Below are 24,785 nucleotides of genomic sequence, written 5' to 3' on the forward strand. Positions count from 1 at the left end.
TTTGAAAAATAGGTATAATTAAGTTTTTTATGGCTACTGTAGTCATCCTGAGTCGTCTGCTGCCTGGATTTTCTCTTTACGGAAATACTTTACCCTGGCTCATTTACTGCTCAGCGAGAAAACTTGGGTTTCTTGTTTTCCGCATGTGAATTTTTCTTTGATTTAATTTTTACCTCCTTGTAATATTCAAGATCGTCATGCATAAACTGCTTTTCTTTTAGTTCAATATCAATCCTGGGAATTTTGTATGGGTAGTTTTTATCCAACTGTTGCCCCTCATCGTCTATCCAAGTTTCCATATTACTCTCCACGTTTTCTATCATTCAGGTTTTGTAAAAATTGACCAGAATCATTTTGATTTTTAGAAAATTACCGTTAACATCTATAGCTGTTGAAAATTCGAACTTAACTACGCCATCAAATTTTAATTAAAGTGTATAGCAAAAAAATAACGGTAAAATTCGTACGTATACCTAAGTAGTTTTACTTATGTATTTTTACTTATTAATGTCGTACTTTATTGATGAGTCGCTGCTCTATACATAATGTATTGATGTTTTTTAAGGGAGTTCATTGATGCTAGGTAAATTAATCTGAATGACAAGTTAAGCGTTATGGTCTATTTTTGAAAAGGTAAGATATTGATACTGCGAGAGAATATCCTGTGTATTTTTCAGTGCCAGCTTATTTCCGCGACACGAAAAAACAGATAGTAGTTATGAGTAAATCACCTAATGGACACTTGATGACTGAAAGTTTTGACGGAAAAGAAGAGGCCTTCTTGGATAAACACCGTGAAACTATCCGAAAACAGGCCGAAATCATGCTGGCTCACTCCGGCGCTGATATTGCCCGAATGTCTACTGAAGACATTCAAAAATTGCTGTTTGAATTTCAGGTTCACCAAATAGAACTGGAAATGCAAAATGAGGAGTTAAACCGGGCGCATCAGGAATTGATTGAGTCTCGTGATAGCTATGCGCAACTTTATGATGCATCGCCAATCGGTTATCTGACGTTAAATGAAGCAGGGATCATCCAAAAAGCCAATGTTGCTGCGGCAAGCCTGTTGGGTTGTCTAAAAGAAGAGCTTATCAACAAACGCTTGTCGCAGTTTATTGACCCTCCGGATCAGGATAATTATTCTTTGTTTCTACATGGCCTTTTAAGCCAAAAAACCGAGCAAGTCCTTAGTGCCAAAATCAGGAAGTCATGTGGCTCGTCGACCCCTCCAGAATATCAGTACATTCAATTATGTGAGGAGACGCGTTGGTCTCAACCCTGCGATAAAAACAACAAGGTAACGTATATTGAATGCTGCGCAAAAGTTGTTTACAACGATAACAATGTGTCGCAGATATGCCTGGTTATTCATGACGTAACCGAACGTAAGCAAGCACAAGAAACCATTGCCTGCCTTAATGATAAACTGGAACAAAAGATTCGCAGACAGACCAGCGAACTGACCTTAACTAACCTGAGTTTAGTGAAGAAAATTGAAGAGCTCCGCTGCTCCAAGCATCAATTACTGGAACGGGAAGCCAAACTCAACTCTATTTTTAATGCGTCAGTAGAGGGCATTATTACCATTGACATGACCGACATCATCGTATCGGCTAATGCCGCAGTGGAAACTATTTTTGGCTATAAACCGGAAGAGTTGATAGGATGCCACATTAACAAGCTCATGCCGTCATCACCCAGAGAAAAGAATCATTGCAACGCGTCCCGTACAGTAAAAATGGCCAGCCAAATTCGAGAGATTGAAGGCATACGCAAAAATAGTTCTATAGTGCCACTGGATTTGTCCGTAGCCGAATTTTCAATCGATAATACGCACTATTTTACCAATATTGTCCGTGATATAAGTTTACGTAAATACCAGGAGTTACAAGACAAGGCGCATTTAGACGAACTTGCCCATGTCACTCGTCTTGGACTGATGGGGGAAATGGCCTCGGGCATTGCCCATGAGGTCAATCAACCCCTGGCAGCCATTTCCAGCTATACGCAAGCCAGTCTAAATCTTATGCGCAGTGAAAATCCTGATGTGATAAAGCTCACCGAGATCTTATCCAAAACTCAGCAACAGGCTTTAAGGGCAGGGCGGATCATTCATCGCATGAGGGAATTTGTTAAATCGCATGCAAAACATCGATCAACTGCCGACCTTAATACGTTGATTCATAATGCTACCGACTTATGTATTGCTGAGCTTAAACAAAACGGCATAAAACTGACACTTAAACTGGAAAACAATTTGCCGCCGATCGATGTCGATCATATACAAATTGAGCAAGTCCTCATAAACCTGATCAGGAATAGTGTTGACGCCTTAAAAAGCTTACCCGCAAATCAGCAGCGCCAGTTATCTATCTGTAGCGAATTAATTCCCGACAATGGCATACAGGTCAGGGTAAAGGATAATGGGCCGGGACTTGATGAGGAGCAACAACAAAAAATATTGACGCCTTTTTACACAACTAAGGCAGACGGTATGGGCATGGGATTGTCTATCAGTCGTTCGCTTATCTCAGCCCATGACGGTAACTTGCATTTCAATAGCCAGTCCGGCAAAGGCACCACTTTTTATTTCACTCTACCCGTACGGAGAAAGTCTAATGAGCGTAATTGACTCAACACCTCTCGTTTATTTAGTTGACGATGAATTTGCAATACGTGACTCGTTAACGCTGTTGATTGAATCAACAGGACAAAAAGTTAGAAGCTTTGAATCTGCCGAGGCGTTTTTGCATAATTACAACGCTGAACAGCCAGGGTGCCTGCTCCTGGATGTTAGAATGCCGTTAATGACCGGTCATGAACTTCAGGCTGAATTATTGAACAGAGGTATCAGTATTCCCATCATTTTTATCAGCGGCCATGCCGATATTCCAGACTCGGCAAAAGCATTCAGGGCTGGTGCGATCGATTTTCTGGAAAAACCGTTCGATAACGACATGTTGCTGGAACGCATCAAAGAAGCGATTAAAAAGGATATTGCATTCAGGGAAGAATTTGTCAAAAAACGCCGGATACAAGACCGCATCAATCATTTAACAACGAGAGAAAAAGAAGTGCTGGGCCTGATAGTTAAAAGTCACTCCAACAAGGAATCAGCAAAAATACTCAATATCAGCAATCGCACCGTAGACGTACACCGGGCAAGCATCATGGAAAAAATGCAGGCTGAAAATGTCGCCGAACTGATAACGATGGTCATGTATTGTGAAGCGCCGAACAGCAGTTCACTGGAAGAAAGGTTTCATTAATAATCTTATTACTCCTGCCGGAAATTTTATATTTCTCACGGTTATCGATCAGGTATCCGGACTAATTCGCGCTAAGCCCCATTCGACAAGCTCATGACAGGCTCTCCTGAGCTTGTCGAATGGGGCTCAGCAAGGACGATTTATGCCCTTATATCGTTTAACCAGCAAAAGTCCACCCCATAGCAACGACAGCACCATGATTGCGGAACCGATCGCAAAGACCGCCTTAGCCAGGGAATGGTCGTATTGCAAAAGACCGGACTCGGTCAAAAGATACTGCCAATCGTGAAAACTATAGGGTGCCGAATGACCGAAATTACCGCCCAATAGCGGCAACTGCCCTGCTCGCGCATCGTTCATATACGGCGCAATATCCAGAAAATTCTCGCCGACCCACCATAATGCGACCGATGCGCCGAACGGATCGCGTGTTTTAAGCAATAACACGCCCGTGCAAATCGACGGCATTAACAGCTGTCCCAGCGTTCCGCCTAATGAAGTAATCAATGCGCCGAACGGCCTGAAAATAATATGTCCCGCCTCATGGAAAGGCAGGTTGACCCGATGTAAAAAAGAGTTTCCAATCGCATTGCTCTCGATAGAGGCGCTGATAAGCTGCCAGCTCCAAATAATGAGACCGGCTAAAATAATTGCCCTGCCTATAAAATCAGCCAACGTGGTTTGTTGCATCTCGTGAAACAGAATTTGTGACAGCGGCTTGGTGTCATCGTCTTCATAAAGCGTCACCATGGGCGGCTGGACATCTTGTCGAGCCGACTGTTCAGGATGATATTTCAGATACTTCTCGAATACGATGCCGCAATGAGGACAAATTTCACTTTGTACCTGCAGCTCATTTAGGCATTTGGGACAGTTCATGGATTCTTGGATAGGTTAAGGTTAAGCAGATCATTCCGGTGTAATCGTTCGTGGCGAAAAAACGCCCTTAAGAGTTCCTGTGGTATATTTCATCGGCGATTCGTTCAGCTTAAGATTTTAACCATTTACACCCTATTTTCAGGAGATAACATGCCGAACCCCGTCACCCCTTTGTTGGCAGCCGATATTTTAATCGAACTGATCGACCAACCCGACCGGCCGTTTGTGCTGATCGAACGCGCCTATCCGCCTTACGGCTGGGCAGTGCCGGGCGGTTTTGTCGATGTTGGCGAAACCGTGGAACATGCCGCGATTCGCGAGGCCAAGGAGGAAACCTGCCTGGATATTACGCTGACGGCTTTGCTGGGACTCTATTCGAATCCCGAACGCGACCCCCGCAATCATACCGTCACCGCCGTCTATATTGCCGAGGCCGCCGGAATGCCGCGGGCCGCGGACGATGCAAAAAATTTCGGCCTTTTTACCTTTAACAATCTTCCTGCTGTGCTGGCATTCGACCATGCCCAGGTTGTGGAGGATTACCGGAATTACCGCATGACAGGAAAAGTTACTCCGTTGCGTGTGTGAATAAGCAGTTGCTCTGCATAAGGTGGGCAAAAAACTTGTCCACCCTCTCTATTCATCACCAAACGATTCAAATACTTCGCTTAAATCAATTGTTAGTTCAGGAAATAAATGCGGTATTGCCATGCCGTTATTTGCATACATATCTTTTAATTGATAACGCCCATTATCGTCTAAGACAAACTGATAGACTGCCTGCTCATAAGGGTAAACCAGCCAGTATTCAGTTACCCCACTTTCGGCATACAATCCATACTTGATCTGCATTTCTTTTTTAGAATTGCCTTTCGATAAAATTTCAATAATCCAGTCCGGCGCACCGTTACAACCTTGTTCATCCAATTTTTGGGTATCGCAAATCACACACAAATCAGGTTGTACAACCGTGTGAATTTCTTTATTAGCCAAGATAGATTTTTTGCGGTCATATAAGCGCACATCAAACGGCGCGGCATAAACACGGCATTTTTTATGTTTGAAGAAAACTGATAATGACCGTGTCAGGTTCATAGAAATGTCTTGATGCTTCACATTCGGCGCGGGCGACATCAACATGATTTTGCCTTTGATGAGCTCTACAGTCTCATCAAATTGCCATGTCAAGTAGTCGGCATAACTGTAGGTTTTATTTAAATCTAATTGGGAAAGATGGGTGATTTTTGGCATGGGAATAAACTCAAAATGAATTTAATACAGTGGTCGAGATAATAACACAAGCAGCCCCGTAGATATCCTGTTCAAAGTCATATGGGTGGGCAAAGCTTCCTGCCCACCATGCCTACCTATCCATCACCGGCGGACAGCTGCAAAACACATGTCTATCGCCATAAACATTATCGATACGCCCGACCGGCGGCCAATATTTGTCGTCATGCTGATCGTTATTAGGAAAAAACGCCTGTTGTTTTGAATAGGGAAGATTCCATTCTTCCAACAATAAGCGGTGAGTATGCGGCGCATTATGCAGCAAGTTGTTTTCAGCATCGGCAGCGCCGGTTTCTATGGCCTTGATTTCCTCACGGATAGCGATTAGCGCGGCACAAAAACGGTCAATCTCGGCTTTGTCTTCGCTTTCGGTAGGCTCTATCATCAAAGTGTCGGCGACCGGGAACGACACGGTGGGCGCATGAAAACCATAGTCGATCAAGCGTTTGGCGATGTCTTCGACGGTGACATTGCAGGTCTTTTTAAAGGCATGGCAATCGATAATGCATTCATGCGCGACCCAGCCGTTTTTGCCGGTATATAAAATCGGGTAATACGGCGCCAAACGTTTGGCGATGTAATTGGCGTTCAGGATCGCGGTCAATGTCGCGCGTTTTAAACCGGCTGCGCCCATCATCGCGATATACGCCCAGGAAATAGTGTAGATGCTGGCCGATCCCCAAGGCGCGGCGGACACCGCACCGATAGTGCCGTGCTCGCCTTTGGCCGGGTTGACGCCTTCAACAACCGGATGGTCGGGCAGGAACGGAGCCAAATGCGCGCCCACGCCTATCGGGCCGACGCCGGGACCGCCGCCGCCATGCGGAATGCAGAAGGTTTTATGCAGGTTAAGATGGGCGACATCGGCGCCGATTTTACCGGGACGGCTCAAGCCTACCAGCGCATTAAAGTTGGCACCGTCCAGGTAAACCTGTCCGCCGTGCCGGTGGATCAGGTCGCAGATTTCCCGGAACGCCTGTTCGAACACGCCATGCGTGGACGGATAGGTAATCATTAACGCGGCCAGGGTGTGTTGATATTCAACCACTTTGGCGCGCAAATCATCCAGGCTGACGTTACCGTTATCATCGCAGGCGACTACCACGACTTTAAGCCCGGCCATCGTAGCGCTGGCCGGATTGGTGCCGTGCGCGGAAGCGGGAATCAGGCAGATGTTGCGCTGCGCCTGGCCCCTGACTTCATGGTATTTGCGGATCACCAACAGACCGGTGTACTCGCCTTGGGAACCGGCGTTGGGTTGCAGGGAAAAAGCGTCAAAGCCGGTCAGGTCGCACAACATATCTTCCAGCTCGGCAAACATCTGTTGGTAACCGTGAGTCTGGTACAGCGGCGCGAACGGATGCAGCGCGTTAAATTCATAATAGGAAATAGTCTGCATTTCCGTCGCGGCATTGAGCTTCATGGTGCAGGAACCCAGCGGTATCATCGAGCGATCCAGCGCTATGTCGCGCCGGGCCAAGCGGCGCATATAGCGCATCATTTCGGTTTCGGAATGGTAGCGGTCGAACACCGGATGTTGCAGGATTCGATCATTGCGCAACAAGGCTTCCGGGATGCATTCGCCCACTGTCGCATCCAAGCCGTTGATATCGGGCAGATCGGCGGTGGCGGAGGCAAAAACCTGCCAGACATCCCTTAAGTTTTCCCGCGTCGTGGTTTCGTCCAACGATATGCCGATATGATCCGCATCGATAACACGCAGGTTGATATTGGCTTCCGTGGCTTGGGCGGCAATGCGTTTCGCCCGGTTCGGGGTGCTGACCACCAAGGTATCGAAATAACACTCGCTCAACACTTGATGGCCCAGTTGGGTAATGCCCGCGGCCAGGATTTGCGTGTAGCGATGCACCCGTCCGGCAATCAGGCGCAAGCCTTCCGAGCCGTGATAAACCGCATAAAATCCGGCGATCACGGCAAGCAACACCTGGGATGTGCAGATATTGCTGGTGGCCTTGTCCCGGCGGATATGTTGCTCTCGGGTTTGCAGCGCCATGCGTAACGCAAGCTGTCCGTGGCTGTCTTTGGACACGCCGATAATGCGGCCCGGAACCGAGCGCTTGTATTCGTCTTTGGTCGCAAAATACGCGGCATGCGGACCGCCGTAGCCCATCGGCACGCCAAATCGCTGGGAGTTGCCGACCACAATATCGACGCCGAATTCGGCAGGCGGTTTCAGCAGCACCAGCGCCAGCAAATCCGCGGCGACCGCGACCAGCGCCGATTTGACCTGAGCGATGGCGGTGACTGCGGCCAGGTCTTTTATTTCGCCGTTACAGCCCGGATATTGCACCAGCAACGCAAAAAAATCGTATTGCTCCAGATCCTGGTAAGGGTCGGCAACGATAACTTCATAGCCCAGGGAGCGGGCGCGGGTCTTGATTACCGCTATAGTTTGCGGATGACAGTCCTGATCCACGACTATGCTGTTGGCTGTGCTTTTGGACAAGCGCCGCGACATGGTCATCGCTTCCGCCGCCGCCGTGGCCTCATCCAGCAGCGAGGCATTGGCGAGCGCCATGCCGGTTAAGTCTATAATGACTTGCTGAAAGTTAAGCAACGCTTCCAGCCTCCCCTGGCTGACTTCGGCCTGATAAGGCGTGTAAGCCGTATACCAGGCGGGATTTTCCAGCACATTGCGCTTAATTACCGCAGGCATGATAGTGTCGTAATAACCCATGCCGATCATTGAAGTGAACACTTTATTGCGTTCGCGCATTTTGTGCAGATACTTGATCACCGCGCGTTCGCTGACCGTTTCGGTCAGCTTTAGCGGTTCATGATTCAGGATATTGGCTGGAATGGCCAGCTCGATAATATCTTCCAGTTCGCTGATGCCCAGCTCTGCCAGCATGTCTTGGGTCTGCTGCGGATTGGGGCCGATATGGCGGTTGATGAAATTACCGCGCATTTCCAGTTGAGCCAAGCTAGGGCGAGATGGGGGCATGGTTTGTACCTACTCGGTAATTAGAAAAAAACATTGTCCACGAAAGACACGAAAAAAATATAGGTAAAAGGCGACGGGCGAAGGGCGAAAAACTAGACTTCAACATGGCCAATCTTCGCCTTGCGCCCGTCATTTATAGTAGCGGTGGGGGACAAAGGGTAATGGGGTCACGGTAACCGCGATTCGGTGGCCACGAACCTTGGCGTATAGCGTATTGCCCAAGTTGGCAGCAGTCCGAGCCAGTAATGCCATCGCAATCGGCCGCCTCAACGTGGGAGAAAAACCGCCGCTGGTAACACGGCCTACGGCAACATCCTCATTGTTGAAAATTTCACTGCCATCCCGAACCGGTATTTTGCCTTGCACCAGCAAACCTGCGCGGGTTTTTTCTGAACCTTGCTGCCGCTGAGCCAGGTTTTTTTCGGCTCCGGGGAAATGGTCATGACTTTTTTTAAACAACCATTGGAGACCGGCTTCTATCGGCGTAATCGATTCATCGATTTCATGGCCGTACAGGCATAGACCCGCTTCCAGGCGCAAGGTGTCTCTGGCCGCTAAACCTATAGGCTCAACACCGTCTTCAGCCAACAGCAGACGGGCAAGTTGTTCCGCGTAATGATGGTCTACCAAAATCTCAAAACCGTCTTCGCCGGTATAGCCGCTACGACTAATATTGCACTTTATGCCTTTGATGTAGGTGCCGCAGGCTTGCATAAAGGAGAGTTCAGAGGCTTGCACAGAAAACTTTTCCATGATTGCGGCGGCGGCAGGTCCCTGTAAGGCGAATAAAGCCTGCCCGGTCAGTTCATTGAAACAACACCGGCCGGATATTTGCTTATACAGATAGTTGAAATCTTTGTCTTTGCAGGCGGCATTCACAATAATCATCACCCCCGACTCGATACGGGTAATGATGATGTCGTCCATAATCCCGCCATCGTTGTTGGTTAATACCGTGTATTTTTGCTCGCCGGGTTTAAGCTTGGCAATATCGCTGGGTATCAGTTGTCCAAGTTCCTTAACGGCATCGTCGCCCAGAATCAGACACTGCCCCATGTGGGAAATGTCAAAGAAACCAGCGTGGCTGCGACAGTGCAGATGTTCGTGCAGCGTGCCGTTACCGTATTGTAGCGGCATAAGGTAACCGGCAAAGGGCACCATTTTGGCACCCAGTTCAAGATGGAGATTATAAAGTGGAGTCTGTTTTAACATGTCCGTATTGATTTTGGCGGGTAAGCTTAAGATGACAGTGTAGCTAGTTATTCGATTATTTGCCACGAACAGCGTGAACAAAAAAGCTAAAAACCGGGTGCTCTTTTTCACACCGATTAGGCAAAAAATCATACAGGTTAGCCGCCCATAACTTGCTTTTAGTTTTTTAGATTAAGGCCATAGCTTGTATAATCTCTGCTTTGTTTCGGCTTGATTCGTCATGCTGCATTCACTTCTTCTAAAATCTCAGGGAACTCTATGGCGCTGTATTGTGGAATCGTTGGCTTACCCAACGTTGGAAAATCGACCTTATTTAATGCATTAACCCGCGCGAAAATCGCGGCCGAGAATTACCCCTTCTGCACTATCGACCCCAATGTAGGCGTCGTTCCCGTGCCTGACCCTAGAATGGACAAGCTGGCCGAGATTGTAAAACCCGAGCGCGTGTTTCCTACCACGATTGAATTTGTAGACATCGCAGGTTTAGTTGCCGGCGCATCGAAAGGAGAGGGCTTGGGCAATCAGTTTTTAGCCAATATTCGCGAGACGGATGCCATTGCTCATGTGGTGCGTTGCTTTCATGATGATAATGTCATCCACGTCGCCGGAAAAATCGATCCGCTTTCCGACATTGAAATCATTAATACCGAATTAGCCTTGGCCGATATGGCTTCTGTTGAAAAAGCCCTGTTACGTGCGAGTAAGGCGGCCAGAACCGGCAACAAAGATGAACAAGCTAAAAAAGATGTGCTGGAAAAGGTGTTCAAGCAATTGGACTTAGGAGAACCCGCACGAGCGCTGCCTTTAACCGAGGATGAAAAAGCCTTAATTAGAGACCTGTGCTTGATGACGCTCAAACCGGCTATGTACATTGCCAATGTTCAGGATGACGGTTTTGAGAACAATCCCTTGCTGGATAAAGTACAAGCCCTGGCCGACAAAGAAGGTGCGATGGTCGTACCGATCTGCGCCGCCATAGAGGCGGAAATAGCCCAGCTGGATGAAGCAGAAAAAAAGGAATTCCTGGACGATCTGGGACTGGAAGAACCCGGCTTGAATCGCGTCGTAAGAGCCGGATATGAACTACTGAATCTGGCGACCTATTTTACTGCAGGAGTAAAAGAAGTCAGGGCCTGGACTATTCCGGTCGGTGCGACCGCACCCCAAGCGGCTGGTGTGATTCACAGCGACTTTGAAAAAGGCTTTATTCGCGCCGAAGTCATCGCTTACCAGGACTTTATCGACTATAAAGGCGAGCAGGGCGCAAAAGACGCCGGAAAATGGCGATTAGAAGGCAAAGATTATATCGTTAAAGACGGCGACGTCGTTCATTTCAGATTCAACGTTTGACAAAGGAAGAGCGGGTACTTATAATTCCCGCTCTTCAAAAGAGCCGTTTACATGGCGATGTAGCTCAGCTGGTTAGAGCACGGGATTCATAACCCCGGGGTCGGTGGTTCAAGTCCACCTATCGCCACCAAACAAATCAAGTCCTTACGTTTAGACGAAGGGCTTTTTTTATGCCTAAAATAATCTACGTACCACTCACGTACCAAGTGAAAATAAAAAAACCACAAAACACAGCAACATTTGCCAGCTTATTTTGACAAATAAGTCAGTATTACCCGACTGAATAGATTTGTTTTTTATTACCGTGAAAGATCACTCCCGTGAGGGAGCCGAATCCCCCTGACCACAAAAGTTTGTAAAAGGTACGTAATCTCAAGAGTGCTTATGCAAGATCTAGTAAGCCGTATTCAGTCTAGCTGTTGAGGGGAAAGGATCGTGTCTGGCATGACAATCGCCGCATAGCGGCAGAACAAAACAAATTTGGATAGAAAAATGTGGCTACAAACAACTTTCGGTAGTTTCAGCATTAACCAGACAGAAGTCGACCGATCGGTAGGCATGCTGACTATTTCTTCGTATAGTCGCCACGATATTGATGCGTTCGTCTCCCGATTCATGCCACATGGCTTTGTCCAGTACGCTGATGAGTCAGCGGAATTTCAGTTCTTTGTTCGTGCACCGCAAGCAAACGTAGCTGTCTCAATAGCAGCGGCAGTCTCGGACATCTACTACAGCGATTTCATTGGCGCAGTACAACAAACCCAAGGCGATTCACCACGTACTAAATGCTATTACGGGGTGGCGTCTCAACTATCCTCTATTCAGCACGAAAACAATGAATACGGCCTTGGCAACCAAGATCCAAAAGGGATTGAGCCAGAGAAAATCCTGGAGATTGGTTGCGAAGGAGGTTCATTTACGCTTTGGCGATACCCAAATAGAGGTGAGCGAGGATTTATTGTTAATACATTTGATTGTTGTAGTGATTTCCTTAGCAAAGAAGATCAAATTGATGATTCTAAGGCGCTCCAGAGAAATGCCGGCTTGCGACAAGATACCAATAATTACTTACAAGAATGGGATGAAGCCATACTTAAATTACCTGAAAGCTGGGCGCTAATGTACCCCGTTTACATCTCAGAAGCATACTGGCCTTTTATTTTCAAGGAACTGAGACTCCGTGGAGTTGAGCCAACCCAAGGAGGCGGTTGGATATACGCTCTCAAGGAGTCTCAAGACAAGTATGCAAAAAAATAGCAGCCGACCAAACATTTAGCCGCCTGATCAACTGACGCCAACAACCGGCAGAATACTCAAGTTGTGCTGTACAGTAATCCTTAGATCATTATGTCGCACGACAGCTGCCCAATTCTGGTATTTGGCTGGTGGGTCGTAGGTGTTGCTTACCAGATTGTACTGACCTTGGATACTTGTCATGGCTGCCATGGAACTGGTCGCAGCGGCTTTGACGCCATCGTCGGTTGCACGCGAACCACCATAAAAATCATTGCCTGGCCAGGAGACGTGATCCCAAGCCACAACACTATAAAGCAGGCAATCACTGTAGTCATCGCCATCCTCTGCATAACGGGTCGGCTCACAGAGTTGCGGTTTATCCTGGTTGCCTTGCGTCAGTGGCCTGACGAACAATGATAATGCGCCGAATTCGATGCGTTCATTCTGGCATTCGTTGAAAGGGTCATAGTACACGGCCCCTACACAGGCTAGGTGCGCTGTATGTTTCTGGAGTAATGCAACTATAGCGTCCTTGAGATACGTTCCCATCCTGCCGATAAATGGCCCCGCAAACTGGCCACAGCCGAGTCCTGGAATAGTGATCAACGCCTTCCTGCCTTCAGCTTTTGCTTGATCGTTGGCGTATATCAATAGTGGTAACAGTCGCCGCTCGTAAAGCGCCTGATAGGCGGTCGGGTCGATTTGACCATCCCACGTGACCTCGTCCCAGTCGGCGGGTACATTGCCGGTGCCATTTCTCAATAAAGCTCCAGGGATGTAAAGCAGCGTCGCCAGAAAAGGTGTCGCATGGACCTTCGGGTTGAAATGCTTGCCATCGTCGTAGACCTGGACGCGAGTAGCCACACCGATATCGCCGAGTATCGATAATTCAGTTTGATTCCAATCCCTGCCATCACCGTAAACGGAACTTTCCGCGAAGATCAGCGGTGGCTTGGTTGCGACGAGGTGTTCGATGAAGGCTTCGGTGCTAAGGCTAGATATATCCTTGCCCAGCAATTCACTCTGCAAGTACGAACCTGCCAGCGATAAAAAATGGGTCGCAAGTTCGATACGATAGGCTTCGGCATTTTTGTAGGCTTCAGGATGCATGAGGATGTGATAAGACGTCATTTGGTTTTCCTGGTTGGTTAGGTTTAGTGATGGACTGCCACCGTAATCGACTAAATCTGAATAAGCATCATAAGCCGGAATGCATTCACGTCAGCATGAAACAGTAAAATCATTATAATAGCCAGCTAACCTCATTCATGTATAACAAGGGATTGCCTCAATGGCTGAACAGCTAAAAACCAGTAACAGCACTACGCTTTCAGACTTTATCTGGAAAAATGCCGAGGATTTATGGGGCGATTTTAGGCATACCGAGTTTGCCCGCATCATGCTGCCTTTATTGCTGTTACGGCGGCTGGAATGCGTATTGGAACCGACCCAACAGGCAGTGATTGCCAAATATCAGCAAGAAAAAGACAGTGGCATGGATCTTGGTTTAATTCTGCCGCATATTTCCGGTTATTCCTTTTATAACACCAGCAGCTACTCTTTGGCGACACTGGGCGCCACCGACACCCGCGCCAACCTGGAAGATTATATCCGGCAATTTTCCCCCAATGTCCGGGTTATTTTTGATGAATTTGGTTTTGCCAATACCCTGGTTAAACTGGATAAAGCCAAATTGCTCTACCGTATCGTGAAAAACTTTGCTGAGATGGACTTGCATCCCGATGTGGTCTCAGAACGGGTGATGAGTAATGTCTATGAACATTTGATCCGCAAGTTCGGCGCTTCAGTCAACGAAAAGGCCGGGGAGTTCATGACGCCCAGCGATGTGGTGCGCTTTGTTACCAAGCTGGTGCTGCATACCGATGAAGACATTTTTACCAAAAAAGGCGTGATCCGCACTATTTATGACTCGGCTTGCGGTATCGGCGGCTTTTTGTCCGATGCGATCAAGCAAATCAAGGAATTTAATCCGCAAGCAAAAATTGTCCCGTTTGGGCAGGAATTAGACCCGGAAACGCATGCGATGGCGATGATCTCCATGTTGATTCAGGGCTTTGAAACCGACAATATTAAGCAAGGCAGTACCTTGTCGAACGATCAACTGCCGGGTAAGCGCTTTCATTATGGCTTGGCCAATCCGCCGTTTGGTTTTAAATGGGAAAAAGATCAAACTGCCGTACTCAAAGAACGTCAGGAACTGGGTTTTGCCGGTCGTTTTGGTGCCGGTTTGCCGCGAATCAGCGATGGCTCGATGCTGTTTTTACAGACGCTGGTGTCAAAAATGGAAGCCCCGGAACATGGCGGCGGTCGTGTCGGTATTGTGTTGTCCGGTTCGCCGTTATTTAATGGCGGTGCCGGTTCCGGTGAATCGGAAATCCGTCGCTGGCTGTTGGAACAGGATTTTGTCGAAGCCATCTTTTCGCTGCCCAATGATATGTTCTTCAACACCGGCATTGGCACTTATGTGTGGCTGTTGAGCAATAAAAAAGCCCCCGAGCGAAAAGGTAAAGTGCAACTGCTTAATCTCAGCAACACCTGGACGGCGATGCGCAAATCAGAAGGCAGTAAACGCCGCTATTTGTCTGATGAACAGATTGACGACAGCTTGCGCGAATATGATGCCTTTTCCGAGTCCAGCATCAGTAAGATTTTTGACAGCACCGCCTTTGGTTATCGACGTATCACCGTGGAACGTCCGTACCGGTTTATGTTTGATGGCGATGAACAGTTAATCGACCAACTTAGAGAAGATAAAGGTTTTAAGCGCTGGGAGGAAGACCTGCGCCGGGCAGTTGTAAAGGTTTTATTAGGCATGGCTGAATTTCAAAATAGGGGTGAATTCCGCAAGGCTTTACTTGATGGCTGCGCAAAGTCCGTCGATGTTAATAAAATCAAAGCCCAGCAGTTAAAATTGATTGAAAAGTACGTCCGTAAACCCTCGGAAGACGCCGATATTTGTTATGACAAACAAGGCAGGCCGGAAGCTGATACTGATTTACGCGATTATGAAAATGTGCCACTGTCGGAAAATATTAACGATTACTTTCAACGCGAAGTGCTGCCGCATGTGCCGGATGCCTGGATTGATGAAACGAAATGTGATGACAAAGACGGCAAGGTGGGCATAGTCGGTTATGAGATTAACTTTAACCGCTATTTTTATCAGTACACACCGCCTCGTGCTTTGCATGACATTGATGCCGACCTAAAAGCCAGCGAAGCGAGGATTGCCGCTATGTTGGCTGAGGTCGCGGAATGAAGTTTCAACCGTATCCACGTTATAAGGATTCCGGCATTGAGTGGTTGGGAGACGTGCCGGAGCATTGGGTAATTAGCTCTCTAAAATATAAAATAAGGTTACGTTATGGAGATTCCTTGGCAAGCGAAATTCGTGAGGATGGAGAAGTTGAAGTCTTTGGTTCAAATGGCCCCGTTGGTTTACATTGTGTCGCAAATACAAAAGCCCCTGCAATTGTAGTTGGTCGGAAAGGTTCATATGGGAAAATTGTATGGGCGGAAAATGGCGGTTTTGTTATTGACACTGCTTACTCAATCGATTCTGATACTACAAACTTAAATCTTCGTTGGGTTTACTATGAATTACAGCCATTAGGACTTGACTCATTATCGCAAGATACTGGTGTACCAGGGTTGGCAAGAGAAAATGCTTATGGAATAAGAATCGCGGTTCCATTATTCACAGAACAAACCACCATCGCCAATTTTCTGGATCGTGAAACCCTGCGTATTGATGCGCTGGTCGAAGAAAAAAACCACTTTATCGAATTACTTAAAGAAAAACGCCAAGCCTTAATTAGTCATGTGGTGACAAAAGGTTTAGATCCGACCGTTAAAATGAAGGAATCAGGGGTTGATTGGTTGGGGAAAGTACCTGAGCATTGGATAATGAGTTATCTAAAATTTGTCACTTATAAAATTATTGATACTGAACATAAAACAGCGACTTTTTATGAAGATGGTGAATATCATGTCGTAAGAACATCGGATGTAAAAAATGGGAGATTGATTTTTACATCTGCAAAATACACAAATCATGAGGTATATCTGGAATGGACAGCGAGAGGAACACCAGAAGCAGGTGATATTCTTTTTACTAGAGAAGCTCCAGCAGGAGAAGCATGTATAGTCCCAACAAATTCGCAAATATGTTTAGGCCAACGGATGGTGCTTTTTAAGGTAAACCATAAAAAAATATTGCCTATGTTTTTACTGTATTCCTTGTATGGCGGGCTTTCTGATGATTTTATTCGTCAACTTTCACAAGGAAGCACGGTAATTCATCTTAATATGGCAGATATAAAAAATATTCCGTTATTTGAAATTCCTATTGATGAACAGCAATCTATTGTGCGGCACCTCGAACAACAAACCACCAAAATAGACGCACTTTTAACCGAAACCCAAAAATCCATTGCCTTACTCACAGAGCACCGCACTGCCTTAATCAGCGCAGCAGTCACCGGAAAAATTGATGTCAGAGAAGCGGCCTGATGAATAAATCTCATCATGAAGTCCATCTGGAAAACTACATCACCCAAAAATTAGTCGCTCAAGGCTGGCTGGAAGGTCAGCCTGGTCATTATGATCAACAACGTGCCCTGTATCCTGAAGATATTGACGCCTGGGTTAAAGCGACTCAACCGACTGTCTGGGAAAAACTGGTCAAATTGAATGGCGATAATACACAAACTGTGCTGTTGAATGCCATAGCAAAAGCACTGGATGCTACTATCGGTGGAACCCTCCATGTCTTACGTCATGGCATTCAGATTGCTGGTGTGGGACAGATTGATTTAAGCCAGAAACAACCGGAGGATCAGCGCAATGCAACATTATTGCAGAACTATCAGGAAAACCGCTTACGTGTAGTGCGCCAATTAAAATATTGCCCGACCCGGGAATGGTCGATTGATCTGGTATTTTTTATCAATGGCATTCCTGTCGCCACGGTGGAATTAAAAACCGACTTTACCCAGGATGTAGAATCGGCCATGCGCCAATACCGGGAAGACCGTTTGCCGATTGACCCCACCACCAAACGCAAAGAGCCGCTGTTGACCTATAAGCGCGGTGCGGTGGTGCATTTTGCGGTATCGGACAGCGACATACGCATGACTACCCGACTGGCCGGTGAGAACACCTATTTTCTGCCGTTTAATCAGGGCAATAACGGTCATGCCGGAAATCCTGCAAGAGCCGATGGCGAATACCCGGTGGCGTATTTTTGGGAAGACGTATTGCAACCGCAAACTTGGTTACGGGTCTTTCATAGTTTTGTTTATGAAGAAAAACAGGACAAGGTTAATGCCCAAGGCAAGGCTTATATCAGTAGAACACTGATATTCCCTCGCTTTCATCAGTTGCAAGCGGTCAATAGCATGATTGCCGATGCTAAAGCCAACGGCGCCGGTCAGCAATATTTATGCGAACACAGCGCAGGTTCCGGTAAAACCAGCACCATTGCCTGGATGTCGCATGATTTGATTTGTTTGCGCAGTAGCGAGGGCAAAGCGGTTTTTGATTCGGTGATTATTGTCACGGATAGAAATGTTCTGGATGCCCAGTTACAAGAGGCGGTACAGCAAATTGATCATCAAATGGGCGTTATTTGTGCGATAGACCGTGAGCAATCGTCGTTGCCGAAAAGCCAGCAATTGGCGAAGGCGCTGGTGACCGGTACGCCGATTATTGTGGTGACCATTCAAACCTTTCCTTTTGCGATGGAAGCGATTTTGACCGAGAAATCGTTGGCTGCGCGCAGTTTTGCAGTGATTGTTGATGAAGCGCATACCTCGCAAACCGGCAGCACGGCGCAGGGTTTACGGGCGGTGTTGGCGATGGAGTCGAAACAGAAAATGGATGAAATGACCGTCGAGGATTTATTGCTGGAAGTGCAAAAATCCCGCGTCAGACCCAACAACGTCAGCTATTTTGCTTTTACTGCCACCCCAAAACACAGTACCTTTAGTCTGTTCGGGCGTATCGACCCCAGCGATAATCTGCCAAAATCATTTCATCGCTACACGATGCGCCAGGCCATTGAAGAAGGTTTTATTCTCGATGTGCTGGAAAATTACACGCCGTATTCCGTCGCTTATAATCTGAAAAAGATGATTGAAGATGACAAGCGGGTCGATAAAAAATATGCCCGTCGTGCGCTGGCAAAATGGCTGTCTTTGCATCCAACCAATGTGACGCAGAAAGTCGATTTTATTCTGCAACACTTTATTGAAAATGTGGCGCATTTACTGAATGGTGAAGCCAAAGCGATGGTGGTGACCGGCAGTCGTGCCGCGGCGGTAAAGTATAAGCTGGCTTTTGATAAGGTGATTAAGGAAAGCCCCAATTTGCAGGGTATTCGTGCTTTGGTGGCTTTTTCCGGCAAAGTGAAAGGTACGGAATTAGGCGACGATGATGGTTTTAACATTGACCCCAACGCGGATTATTCTGAAAGCAACATGAATCCTGAAATAGGTTCGCTGGATTTACGCAAAGCCTTTGAGCAGAAAGAATACCGTGTATTGCTGGCCGCTAATAAGTTTCAGACCGGTTTTAATCAGCCCAAATTAGTGGCGATGTATCTGGATAAGAAAGTCAGCGGAGTAGAAGCCGTACAAACCTTGTCTAGGCTGAACAGAACCTATCCTGGCAAGGATAAAACCTTTGTCATCGATTTTGTAAATGATCCTGCTGTAATACTCAGTGCCTTTGCTCAATATGATGACGGCGCAAAATTGGAGGAAATTCAGGACTTGGATGTGGTCTATGAGCTGAAACAGCAACTGGATGCGCAAGGCATTTATAACCTGCATGACCTGGAAGTGTATAAAAAGGCGCGAGCTAGATCGGTGCTGAAAGGTCAGGCTGATGATTCAGTCCATAAGGTCTTGTATGCCGCCACACAACGCTCCACGGATATTTTTAATACTCAATTAAAAAGTCTGGTTGAAAGTATTAAGCAATGGGAAGGCACTTTCCAAAAGGCGAGTCAGGCAGGTGATGAGCTTGCCCAGCAACAAGCAGAACATCAACGCAGTGAATACACAAAAGCGCGTGAAGCACTGATGCTGTTCAAAACCCGTTTGGGACGTTTTGTCAGGGTCTATAACTATATTGCCCAACTCATCTTTTTTGATGACGCAGAACTGGAAAACTTCGCCTCATTTGCCAAGCTGCTAGCTAAACGCTTACAAGGCGTCGCGCCGGAACAAATTGATTTATCCGCACTGATGATGATTGGTTATGAAATCAAACCGGAAACTGTGCCGGACGGTGTAAAAGAAGAGATACCTTTAGAACCGATTAAACCAGATGATGGAACCGGCAACGATAGGGAAAAAGAATTTTTAAAAGAAATCATTAAGCGCATTAATGATCTTTTTGGTGACATTGCACCGATTGTTGATCAAAAGCATTTTGCCGCGCAGATTGCCCAAAAAACGCAGGCAAACGATTTGGTCAATGAACAAATCAACCAAAACACCAAAGCACAGGCCATGACCGGAGATTTACCTAGTATCGTAACGCAATCGGTGATTCAGGCAATGGCTTCGCATGATGCTATTGCCAGAACGTTGTTAAAAGACCAACAAAGCATGAAAGATTTTGTCGGGATAGTTTACGATCTGGTTAAGGCGAGGAATGGGAATGATATGTTGGGGCTGTAGTGCTGCTGTATAAGAATAAAGGTGGCGCATAATCATGCTGGAAATCGTAGAGTTGATTAGACCTGCTGATCAAGGGCGAACGACACCTTTTTTATGTAATGCGTCCGATGGCAACGCTTACTATGTCAAAGGCTATCCCGCTACAGTTGCTGGATTAATGAAAGAGTGGTTGGGTGCTAATTTAGCCTTGGCTTTTGGGTTGCCAGTGCCACCTTTTAAAATAGCCTTCTTGGATACTAGGCTTACTGATAACTACGACGGCGAGGCTGCTTCTGAACTCAAGGGTGGTTATGTTTTTGCATCAAAACAAGTGTCTTCGGTAACCGAATTAAAGTTTGAAACGGTAAAGAAAATTGATGCTCAACTAAAATTAAGCGTATTGATTTTTGACCTTTGGGTTGAAAACCAAGACCGTACTTTGACAGAGAAAGGTGGAAATCCTAATTTACTTTGGAAAACGGACGAATCAGGATTATATGTAATTGATCACAATTTGATTTTTGATGATGAGTTTAATAAAGCTGATTTTTGGAGTACCCATCCTTTTAAATCTGTACTCATCAATAAACAAGACGATGCTGTGGAAATACTCGATTTTGAGGCAAAAATGAAAAAAACACTTGCCTGCTGGCAATCAGCGTGGAGTAAGATACCACCAGAATGGATTGAAATTAATGATGAGACACAATGTTTTGATCCTGAAAAACACCTGCAACGCCTTAGTAATGAAGCAAACGGAGAGATTTGGTTAAAACTGCCATGAACAAGCAAATTTGTAAGTACAGCATTATTCGTTTTCAGCCGTATCCTGAAACGGAAGAGTTTGCCAATATCGGTATTGTGCTTTATGCCACTGCCTCTAAGCGACTGGAATTCAGGTTACTGGACGGTAAACAGCATGCAAGGATCACTGGTTTTTTTGACCCCATGTGCAAAGATGTTTTTGTGCAAACGAGCAAAATAATTCGGGCTGAAATTGATCGGATTAAGCATTTTTTAGAAGAGACAGTGGGGGGCGATATTGATCTTTATGCGGAATTAATCCGTTGTCGTGAAGATATTATTCGTTTCAGCAATAGCCGGGTTTTATTCTGCACAGATCCAGTGGCGACTGTCGATAAACTGTTTGATCATTATATTCATCGTAGTTTTATCCATGAGCCCGGCCATGAAGATAAAATGAAAAAGCAGGTGCGCGACTTGCTTGATCGTTCCAACTTAGGCGAAAAATACAAGGAAGGCACTATTGGCGAACAGGATAAATATGAGGTTCGGTTTCCTTTCGTTTGCCAAAATACTAAGAAAACGGTCATTAAGCCTATTCACTTTAAACATGAAAAACCCAGTCAGTTGATTGACCACGGTCTTTCATGGCTAGCAAAAATTCAGCAATTGGAAAAATATCGTTTTATACGGCCTGATGAAATTTTATTTACCTATGATGCACCGGATAACAGTCAAAGTAATCTCTTTGCAGCGTTCAATGAAATTAAAAAGCAAATTGAAAGCGAAGGGATTCTAATGGCTGATATAAAACGTATTGATGATATTGTTAAATTTGCTGCAGCATAAAAGGCATTTTACCGAGCAGTTTGCCTACATTTCAGCAAGAGTTCATTTCTGCACTATAAATCGATGGTGAAGGCTGCGATCGATTGCTGCAACGATCTATCAGTTCATGGAAAGACAAGCTCGCATGGTGTTGTCGTGTATATCAAGAACAGGACGAATTGTCCCCTGCTCATCATGCTGATAGCCGCCAGCAAGATTCCAGGCAATTGGTAAGCCAATATCAATTGCAGTCTCAAAAACAATCTGGTCACGCATCCTAAGTTCTTCTGTAGTCAACCACCCACCCAATGGGTCATTAATGTGAGGATCAGCACCTGCCTGATAAAGCAAAACATCACAATCGGAAAACGACGTAACCAGTGAGGATAATTTGTCAAAAAAAGCATTTGGCTTAATTGATCTTTCACCTACCGAATGGTGACGAACAACATTACGCACACCCAGTTTGTCGATAATATCGTCGGTTCCATTGCCGTAATGCTGGTCACAATCCAGAATACCAACCTTCTTAGCCAACCTACCCTTAAGCAATGACATGGCGGTAACCATCAAGCCATTAAACGTGCAGTATCCACCAGCATGACCCCATGTAGCGTGATGAAACCCGGACGCTGGAGCACAGGCAAAGCCACCCGTTGAAATGGCGTGTTGTGCAGCAGCAAGCATAGCTCCGGTCGTGTGAGGTAAAGAATCAGCCACATCCTTATTTTTGTTTCCAAATCCATTGCTAATGCGGCAACTTAGAATGTTATGTACAAAATCCTTGTCATGCGCCAAGTATAACTGCTCAATAGATACAGGGTCAGGAATAGCTATATCGATAGCAAAACCATTTTTAATCCACGAAGCTACAGCCTGAGAAGGCTTTCCGGCAGAAGGTGAAAACGAATTTGAATTGGCGACCATCTGGTCAGAGAAAAATACTTTCATCGGTTAATATCCTTTTTATCTATGAATCTAGCTGGTAGTGCCGACAGATTGACCTCGCCCTTCTTGCGGAGCACCGGAGCCCGATCCAATAGTTTGTTTTCCAAGAGCTTCTTTACCGCCGGATTACTGCTCACCTCCTCGTTCGCCAATAATTCCTTGCAAGCCTTCTTGGCATGGCTTGATAAATTGTCCGGCATAGTCATGCCACATCCTGCGCCAAAATGAACTTTATTGTTTGTGGGTAAAATTCTTTTCCGCGTGGTTTAAAGCCCAATGTAAGCAGGCCTGACGCTATCTGGCGTAATGAACACCCCTGGGCCTTAAGTTTCTTTGCAGCGCACACCAAGCCAGCCTCGGTCTCGTTATGTATCAAGTGAATGCCGTCGTCGGCCAGGCTTGACCCATAAGGAACAAATCCAACAAGTTCACCCTTGCTTTTTTTGTGCTGCAAGGCGAAGGATGTGCGTTCAGAAATTTGATCGCGTTCGAACTCGGACATGACCGCCAATAACCTGAAGATCATCTTTCCAGACGCGCTCGTGGTGTCAATTTTTTCAGACAGTGAAACAAGGTCACAGCCTTTTTTGGTTAACAGATCCGATAACTCAATCGTGTCGCGTGTTGACCGAGCGAGTCTGCTTAGTGAGTACACGACCAGGACATTATCATTTCCGCATGCCAATAATGCGTTTTGTAAGCCAGGTCGATTATCTGCCCGTCCTCCAGAAAGTCCAGCGTCGACAAAAACATCTTTCACCAGATAATCATTCAAAGAACACCAAGTCCGCGCCTTTTCCTCTTGAGCAGCCAAAGAAACACCTTCTTCCGCCTGACCTGACGTTGACACTCGCAGATAGATAATTGCTTGCATGGACGAACCCTCAATAATGTTAGCAAGGGCACATAGTGCTCCATGTAGCGTTAAAAACAAGTCATTCTGTAATCCAGTGACCGGCGGTAGACAGTTCACCAATAGAGTTAATTATTCAGCACGATTAGCCTACAATGAATTAGCGTGTCCTGCCTTCAATCAACCGAGAGATGATCATGGAAAACCACGACGATATTTGTGCCATGTGCCACAAACCATTAACCGACCATCAAGTACTGTTCGATCAGCGTATCGAGCGCATGGAATATTTACCGGTGGGACCAGGCTTCCAGGCAATGGCATTCGTTTTGTATGCCGACGACATAGGATGTTATTGCAGCACGACCTGCGCTGACGTTGGCATTACAAAAGGCTTGCAGGAGCTTGGCATCGCTAGGGCTGAAACCAGCATTGGCCCCATAACAAATTGTGGCAAATGCGGTTCAATCATCGATATGATCCAGCCACATGTGCATTACGTGCAGATGGGCGTAACCCTGAGCGAAACTCCGTCGCAGAAAACCATGACCGTGACTCACGACTCAGGCTTGGGGTATGTCTGCGCAAACTGCGATCCTGATGCAGTCCTGCTGGCCGCATCTGAGCAAGAGCAACCGATTACACAGGAAGAAACCAGTCTTGCCCGTGCTTAGTGTGGCATTTTCCCAGCAATCAGATCTTGCAACTGAGCGTCGCTCAACTTAGTCACATCAACGGCAATATCATCCAGTCCCCAAGCACGACGCTCACCATCCTGCTGGATTTTGGTGAGCTCAGCATTTATCTTGGCAAGTTTAGACATTTCAAACGATTTCTTGTGATCGACTTTCCGGTCAACAAGTGCCTCTTGCCTGAGTAAAAGCACGATATTCCACTCGCGTCGATGGCGAGCAATAACGGCCGCACGTAAGTCCTCCGATTCATCGCGTCCGGCTTGCTCTTTTTTGGCCGAAATGGCGTTCAGCTTTTCGTTCATTTTTGTAGGCTCATCGTCAGAATTGACCAAGTGATCAGCCTTACGATGCGCAGCAGAGACTATCCCGGTCATGGTTCCACGTCGCACCCAGGGTACGCCAGCCTTAGCATCATTTCCCATATGCAATGATAAAGTGCCTTTCGGCGGTGGCTTGAAACCGAACTTCGCGCCTGCACGTTCAGAAGCGACGGTCATAGATGGTTGATCAGAATCGAATTCCCAAACATCACGAACTGCCTGCCAATTTTTTTGTGTTAATCTGGCCATTATTTCCCCTATATATTTTAAAAATGACTCGTGAGTACTTTGACTCAAGCCTCTACCAACAAATTACCGACACCCCGGCAATATTGGAAAAACCCAGGCTGGCAGTAAACCAACCTCCAGCCTGAAACAATCGATCATTCGCCTCATAATTATTGTAGCAAAATGCTCTTTAACCTTTGCCGTGTCTACTATAATCAACGGTAAAATGTGGTGCTGGCAACGCCAGTAATAAAATTTCCACAATCTTTGCGAGGTC

General features: G+C 46.4%; 21 protein-coding genes and 1 tRNA gene. 12 read left to right on the forward strand and 10 right to left on the reverse strand.

Annotated features, from left to right (window positions below; all coding sequences use genetic code 11):
- Nucleotides 1-110: 110 nt before the first annotated feature.
- On the reverse strand, nt 111-299 hold the full coding sequence (locus ABXJ76_RS03695) for a hypothetical protein (protein WP_432744209.1): 189 nt from the start codon (nt 297-299) through the stop codon (nt 111-113).
- A 419-nt stretch (nt 300-718) separates the two neighbouring features.
- Here ABXJ76_RS03695 and ABXJ76_RS03700 point away from each other — a divergent pair, with 419 nt between their 5' ends.
- Nucleotides 719-2,635: a PAS domain-containing sensor histidine kinase gene (locus ABXJ76_RS03700; protein ID WP_432744211.1), complete on the forward strand. Its 1,917-nt coding sequence runs from the start codon at nt 719-721 to the stop codon at nt 2,633-2,635.
- Nucleotides 2,622-3,272: a response regulator transcription factor gene (locus ABXJ76_RS03705; RefSeq protein WP_432744213.1), complete on the forward strand. Its 651-nt coding sequence runs from the start codon at nt 2,622-2,624 to the stop codon at nt 3,270-3,272. Before ABXJ76_RS03700 ends, ABXJ76_RS03705 begins: the two co-directional genes overlap by 14 nt.
- 126 nt (nt 3,273-3,398) lie before the next feature.
- Here the strand turns inward: ABXJ76_RS03705 and ABXJ76_RS03710 are convergent, their stop codons facing one another.
- Nucleotides 3,399-4,151 (reverse strand): zinc ribbon domain-containing protein, encoded by a 753-nt coding sequence (locus tag ABXJ76_RS03710; RefSeq protein ID WP_432744215.1) that lies wholly within the window; start codon nt 4,149-4,151, stop codon nt 3,399-3,401.
- Between the two features lie 150 nt (nt 4,152-4,301).
- Here ABXJ76_RS03710 and ABXJ76_RS03715 point away from each other — a divergent pair, with 150 nt between their 5' ends.
- On the forward strand, nt 4,302-4,739 hold the full coding sequence (locus ABXJ76_RS03715) for an NUDIX domain-containing protein (protein WP_432744217.1): 438 nt from the start codon (nt 4,302-4,304) through the stop codon (nt 4,737-4,739).
- A 48-nt stretch (nt 4,740-4,787) separates the two neighbouring features.
- Here ABXJ76_RS03715 and ABXJ76_RS03720 read toward each other — a convergent pair whose 3' ends face one another.
- The 3 genes from ABXJ76_RS03720 to gcvT all read right to left on the reverse strand — a co-directional run bounded on the left by ABXJ76_RS03720 (nt 4,788) and on the right by gcvT (nt 9,618).
- Nucleotides 4,788-5,402 carry a Uma2 family endonuclease gene (locus ABXJ76_RS03720; RefSeq protein ID WP_432744219.1) on the reverse strand — a complete coding sequence of 205 codons (615 nt, stop codon included), beginning with the start codon at nt 5,400-5,402 and terminating at the stop codon, nt 4,788-4,790.
- A 112-nt stretch (nt 5,403-5,514) separates the two neighbouring features.
- Nucleotides 5,515-8,406: an aminomethyl-transferring glycine dehydrogenase gene (gene gcvP, locus ABXJ76_RS03725; protein ID WP_432744220.1), complete on the reverse strand. Its 2,892-nt coding sequence runs from the start codon at nt 8,404-8,406 to the stop codon at nt 5,515-5,517.
- A 129-nt stretch (nt 8,407-8,535) separates the two neighbouring features.
- Complete coding sequence (gcvT, locus tag ABXJ76_RS03730) at nt 8,536-9,618, reverse strand: glycine cleavage system aminomethyltransferase GcvT (RefSeq protein ID WP_432744222.1); 1,083 nt, start codon at nt 9,616-9,618, stop codon at nt 8,536-8,538.
- 258 nt (nt 9,619-9,876) lie between these two features.
- Between gcvT and ychF the strand changes: the two genes are divergently transcribed.
- The 3 genes from ychF to ABXJ76_RS03745 all read left to right on the forward strand — a co-directional run bounded on the left by ychF (nt 9,877) and on the right by ABXJ76_RS03745 (nt 12,225).
- Nucleotides 9,877-10,968 (forward strand): redox-regulated ATPase YchF, encoded by a 1,092-nt coding sequence (gene ychF, locus ABXJ76_RS03735; RefSeq protein ID WP_432744224.1) that lies wholly within the window; start codon nt 9,877-9,879, stop codon nt 10,966-10,968.
- Between the two features lie 53 nt (nt 10,969-11,021).
- Nucleotides 11,022-11,098, forward strand: a tRNA-Met gene (locus tag ABXJ76_RS03740).
- A 362-nt stretch (nt 11,099-11,460) separates the two neighbouring features.
- Nucleotides 11,461-12,225 carry a hypothetical protein gene (locus ABXJ76_RS03745; protein ID WP_432744226.1) on the forward strand — a complete coding sequence of 255 codons (765 nt, stop codon included), beginning with the start codon at nt 11,461-11,463 and terminating at the stop codon, nt 12,223-12,225.
- A gap of 27 nt (nt 12,226-12,252) precedes the next feature.
- Here ABXJ76_RS03745 and ABXJ76_RS03750 read toward each other — a convergent pair whose 3' ends face one another.
- Entirely contained in the window at nt 12,253-13,335 is a 1,083-nt protein-coding gene (locus ABXJ76_RS03750; protein WP_432744228.1) for a hypothetical protein, read from the reverse strand.
- A gap of 160 nt (nt 13,336-13,495) precedes the next feature.
- Here ABXJ76_RS03750 and ABXJ76_RS03755 point away from each other — a divergent pair, with 160 nt between their 5' ends.
- Genes ABXJ76_RS03755 through ABXJ76_RS03775 form a run of 5 tightly spaced genes read left to right on the forward strand, consistent with a single transcriptional unit; the run spans nt 13,496 to nt 21,485 of the window.
- Nucleotides 13,496-15,484, forward strand: coding sequence for an N-6 DNA methylase (locus tag ABXJ76_RS03755; protein ID WP_432744230.1), 1,989 nt, complete (start codon nt 13,496-13,498; stop codon nt 15,482-15,484).
- Complete coding sequence (locus ABXJ76_RS03760; RefSeq protein WP_432744232.1) at nt 15,481-16,737, forward strand: restriction endonuclease subunit S; 1,257 nt, start codon at nt 15,481-15,483, stop codon at nt 16,735-16,737. The genes ABXJ76_RS03755 and ABXJ76_RS03760 overlap by 4 nt, the downstream gene beginning before the upstream one ends.
- A complete protein-coding gene (locus tag ABXJ76_RS03765) occupies nt 16,737-19,913 on the forward strand; it encodes a type I restriction endonuclease subunit R (RefSeq protein ID WP_432744234.1) in 3,177 nt (1,058 codons plus the stop codon). Before ABXJ76_RS03760 ends, ABXJ76_RS03765 begins: the two co-directional genes overlap by 1 nt.
- A 34-nt stretch (nt 19,914-19,947) precedes the next feature.
- Nucleotides 19,948-20,676, forward strand: a complete 729-nt coding sequence (locus tag ABXJ76_RS03770; RefSeq protein ID WP_432744236.1) for a HipA family kinase — start codon at nt 19,948-19,950, stop codon at nt 20,674-20,676.
- Entirely contained in the window at nt 20,673-21,485 is an 813-nt protein-coding gene (locus ABXJ76_RS03775) for a DUF3037 domain-containing protein (protein ID WP_432744238.1), read from the forward strand. The genes ABXJ76_RS03770 and ABXJ76_RS03775 overlap by 4 nt, the downstream gene beginning before the upstream one ends.
- A gap of 99 nt (nt 21,486-21,584) precedes the next feature.
- Here the strand turns inward: ABXJ76_RS03775 and ABXJ76_RS03780 are convergent, their stop codons facing one another.
- Genes ABXJ76_RS03780 through ABXJ76_RS03790 form a run of 3 tightly spaced genes read right to left on the reverse strand, consistent with a single transcriptional unit; the run spans nt 21,585 to nt 23,286 of the window.
- A complete protein-coding gene (locus ABXJ76_RS03780) occupies nt 21,585-22,415 on the reverse strand; it encodes a hypothetical protein (protein WP_432744242.1) in 831 nt (276 codons plus the stop codon).
- On the reverse strand, nt 22,412-22,618 hold the full coding sequence (locus ABXJ76_RS03785) for a hypothetical protein (protein WP_432744244.1): 207 nt from the start codon (nt 22,616-22,618) through the stop codon (nt 22,412-22,414). The genes ABXJ76_RS03780 and ABXJ76_RS03785 overlap by 4 nt, the downstream gene beginning before the upstream one ends.
- Nucleotides 22,615-23,286, reverse strand: a complete 672-nt coding sequence (locus tag ABXJ76_RS03790; protein WP_432744246.1) for a recombinase family protein — start codon at nt 23,284-23,286, stop codon at nt 22,615-22,617. Before ABXJ76_RS03790 ends, ABXJ76_RS03785 begins: the two co-directional genes overlap by 4 nt.
- 176 nt (nt 23,287-23,462) lie before the next feature.
- Here ABXJ76_RS03790 and ABXJ76_RS03795 point away from each other — a divergent pair, with 176 nt between their 5' ends.
- Nucleotides 23,463-23,939 (forward strand): hypothetical protein, encoded by a 477-nt coding sequence (locus ABXJ76_RS03795; protein ID WP_432744248.1) that lies wholly within the window; start codon nt 23,463-23,465, stop codon nt 23,937-23,939.
- On the opposite strand, the gene ABXJ76_RS03800 is transcribed toward ABXJ76_RS03795, so the two are convergent.
- Nucleotides 23,936-24,529, reverse strand: coding sequence for a hypothetical protein (locus ABXJ76_RS03800; RefSeq protein WP_432744250.1), 594 nt, complete (start codon nt 24,527-24,529; stop codon nt 23,936-23,938). The two genes, ABXJ76_RS03795 and ABXJ76_RS03800, sit on opposite strands and share 4 nt — an antisense overlap.
- Nucleotides 24,530-24,785 lie beyond the last annotated feature (256 nt).

The organism is Methylobacter arcticus, from assembly GCF_050917435.1.
Taxonomy (GTDB): domain Bacteria; phylum Pseudomonadota; class Gammaproteobacteria; order Methylococcales; family Methylomonadaceae; genus Methylobacter_A; species Methylobacter_A titanis.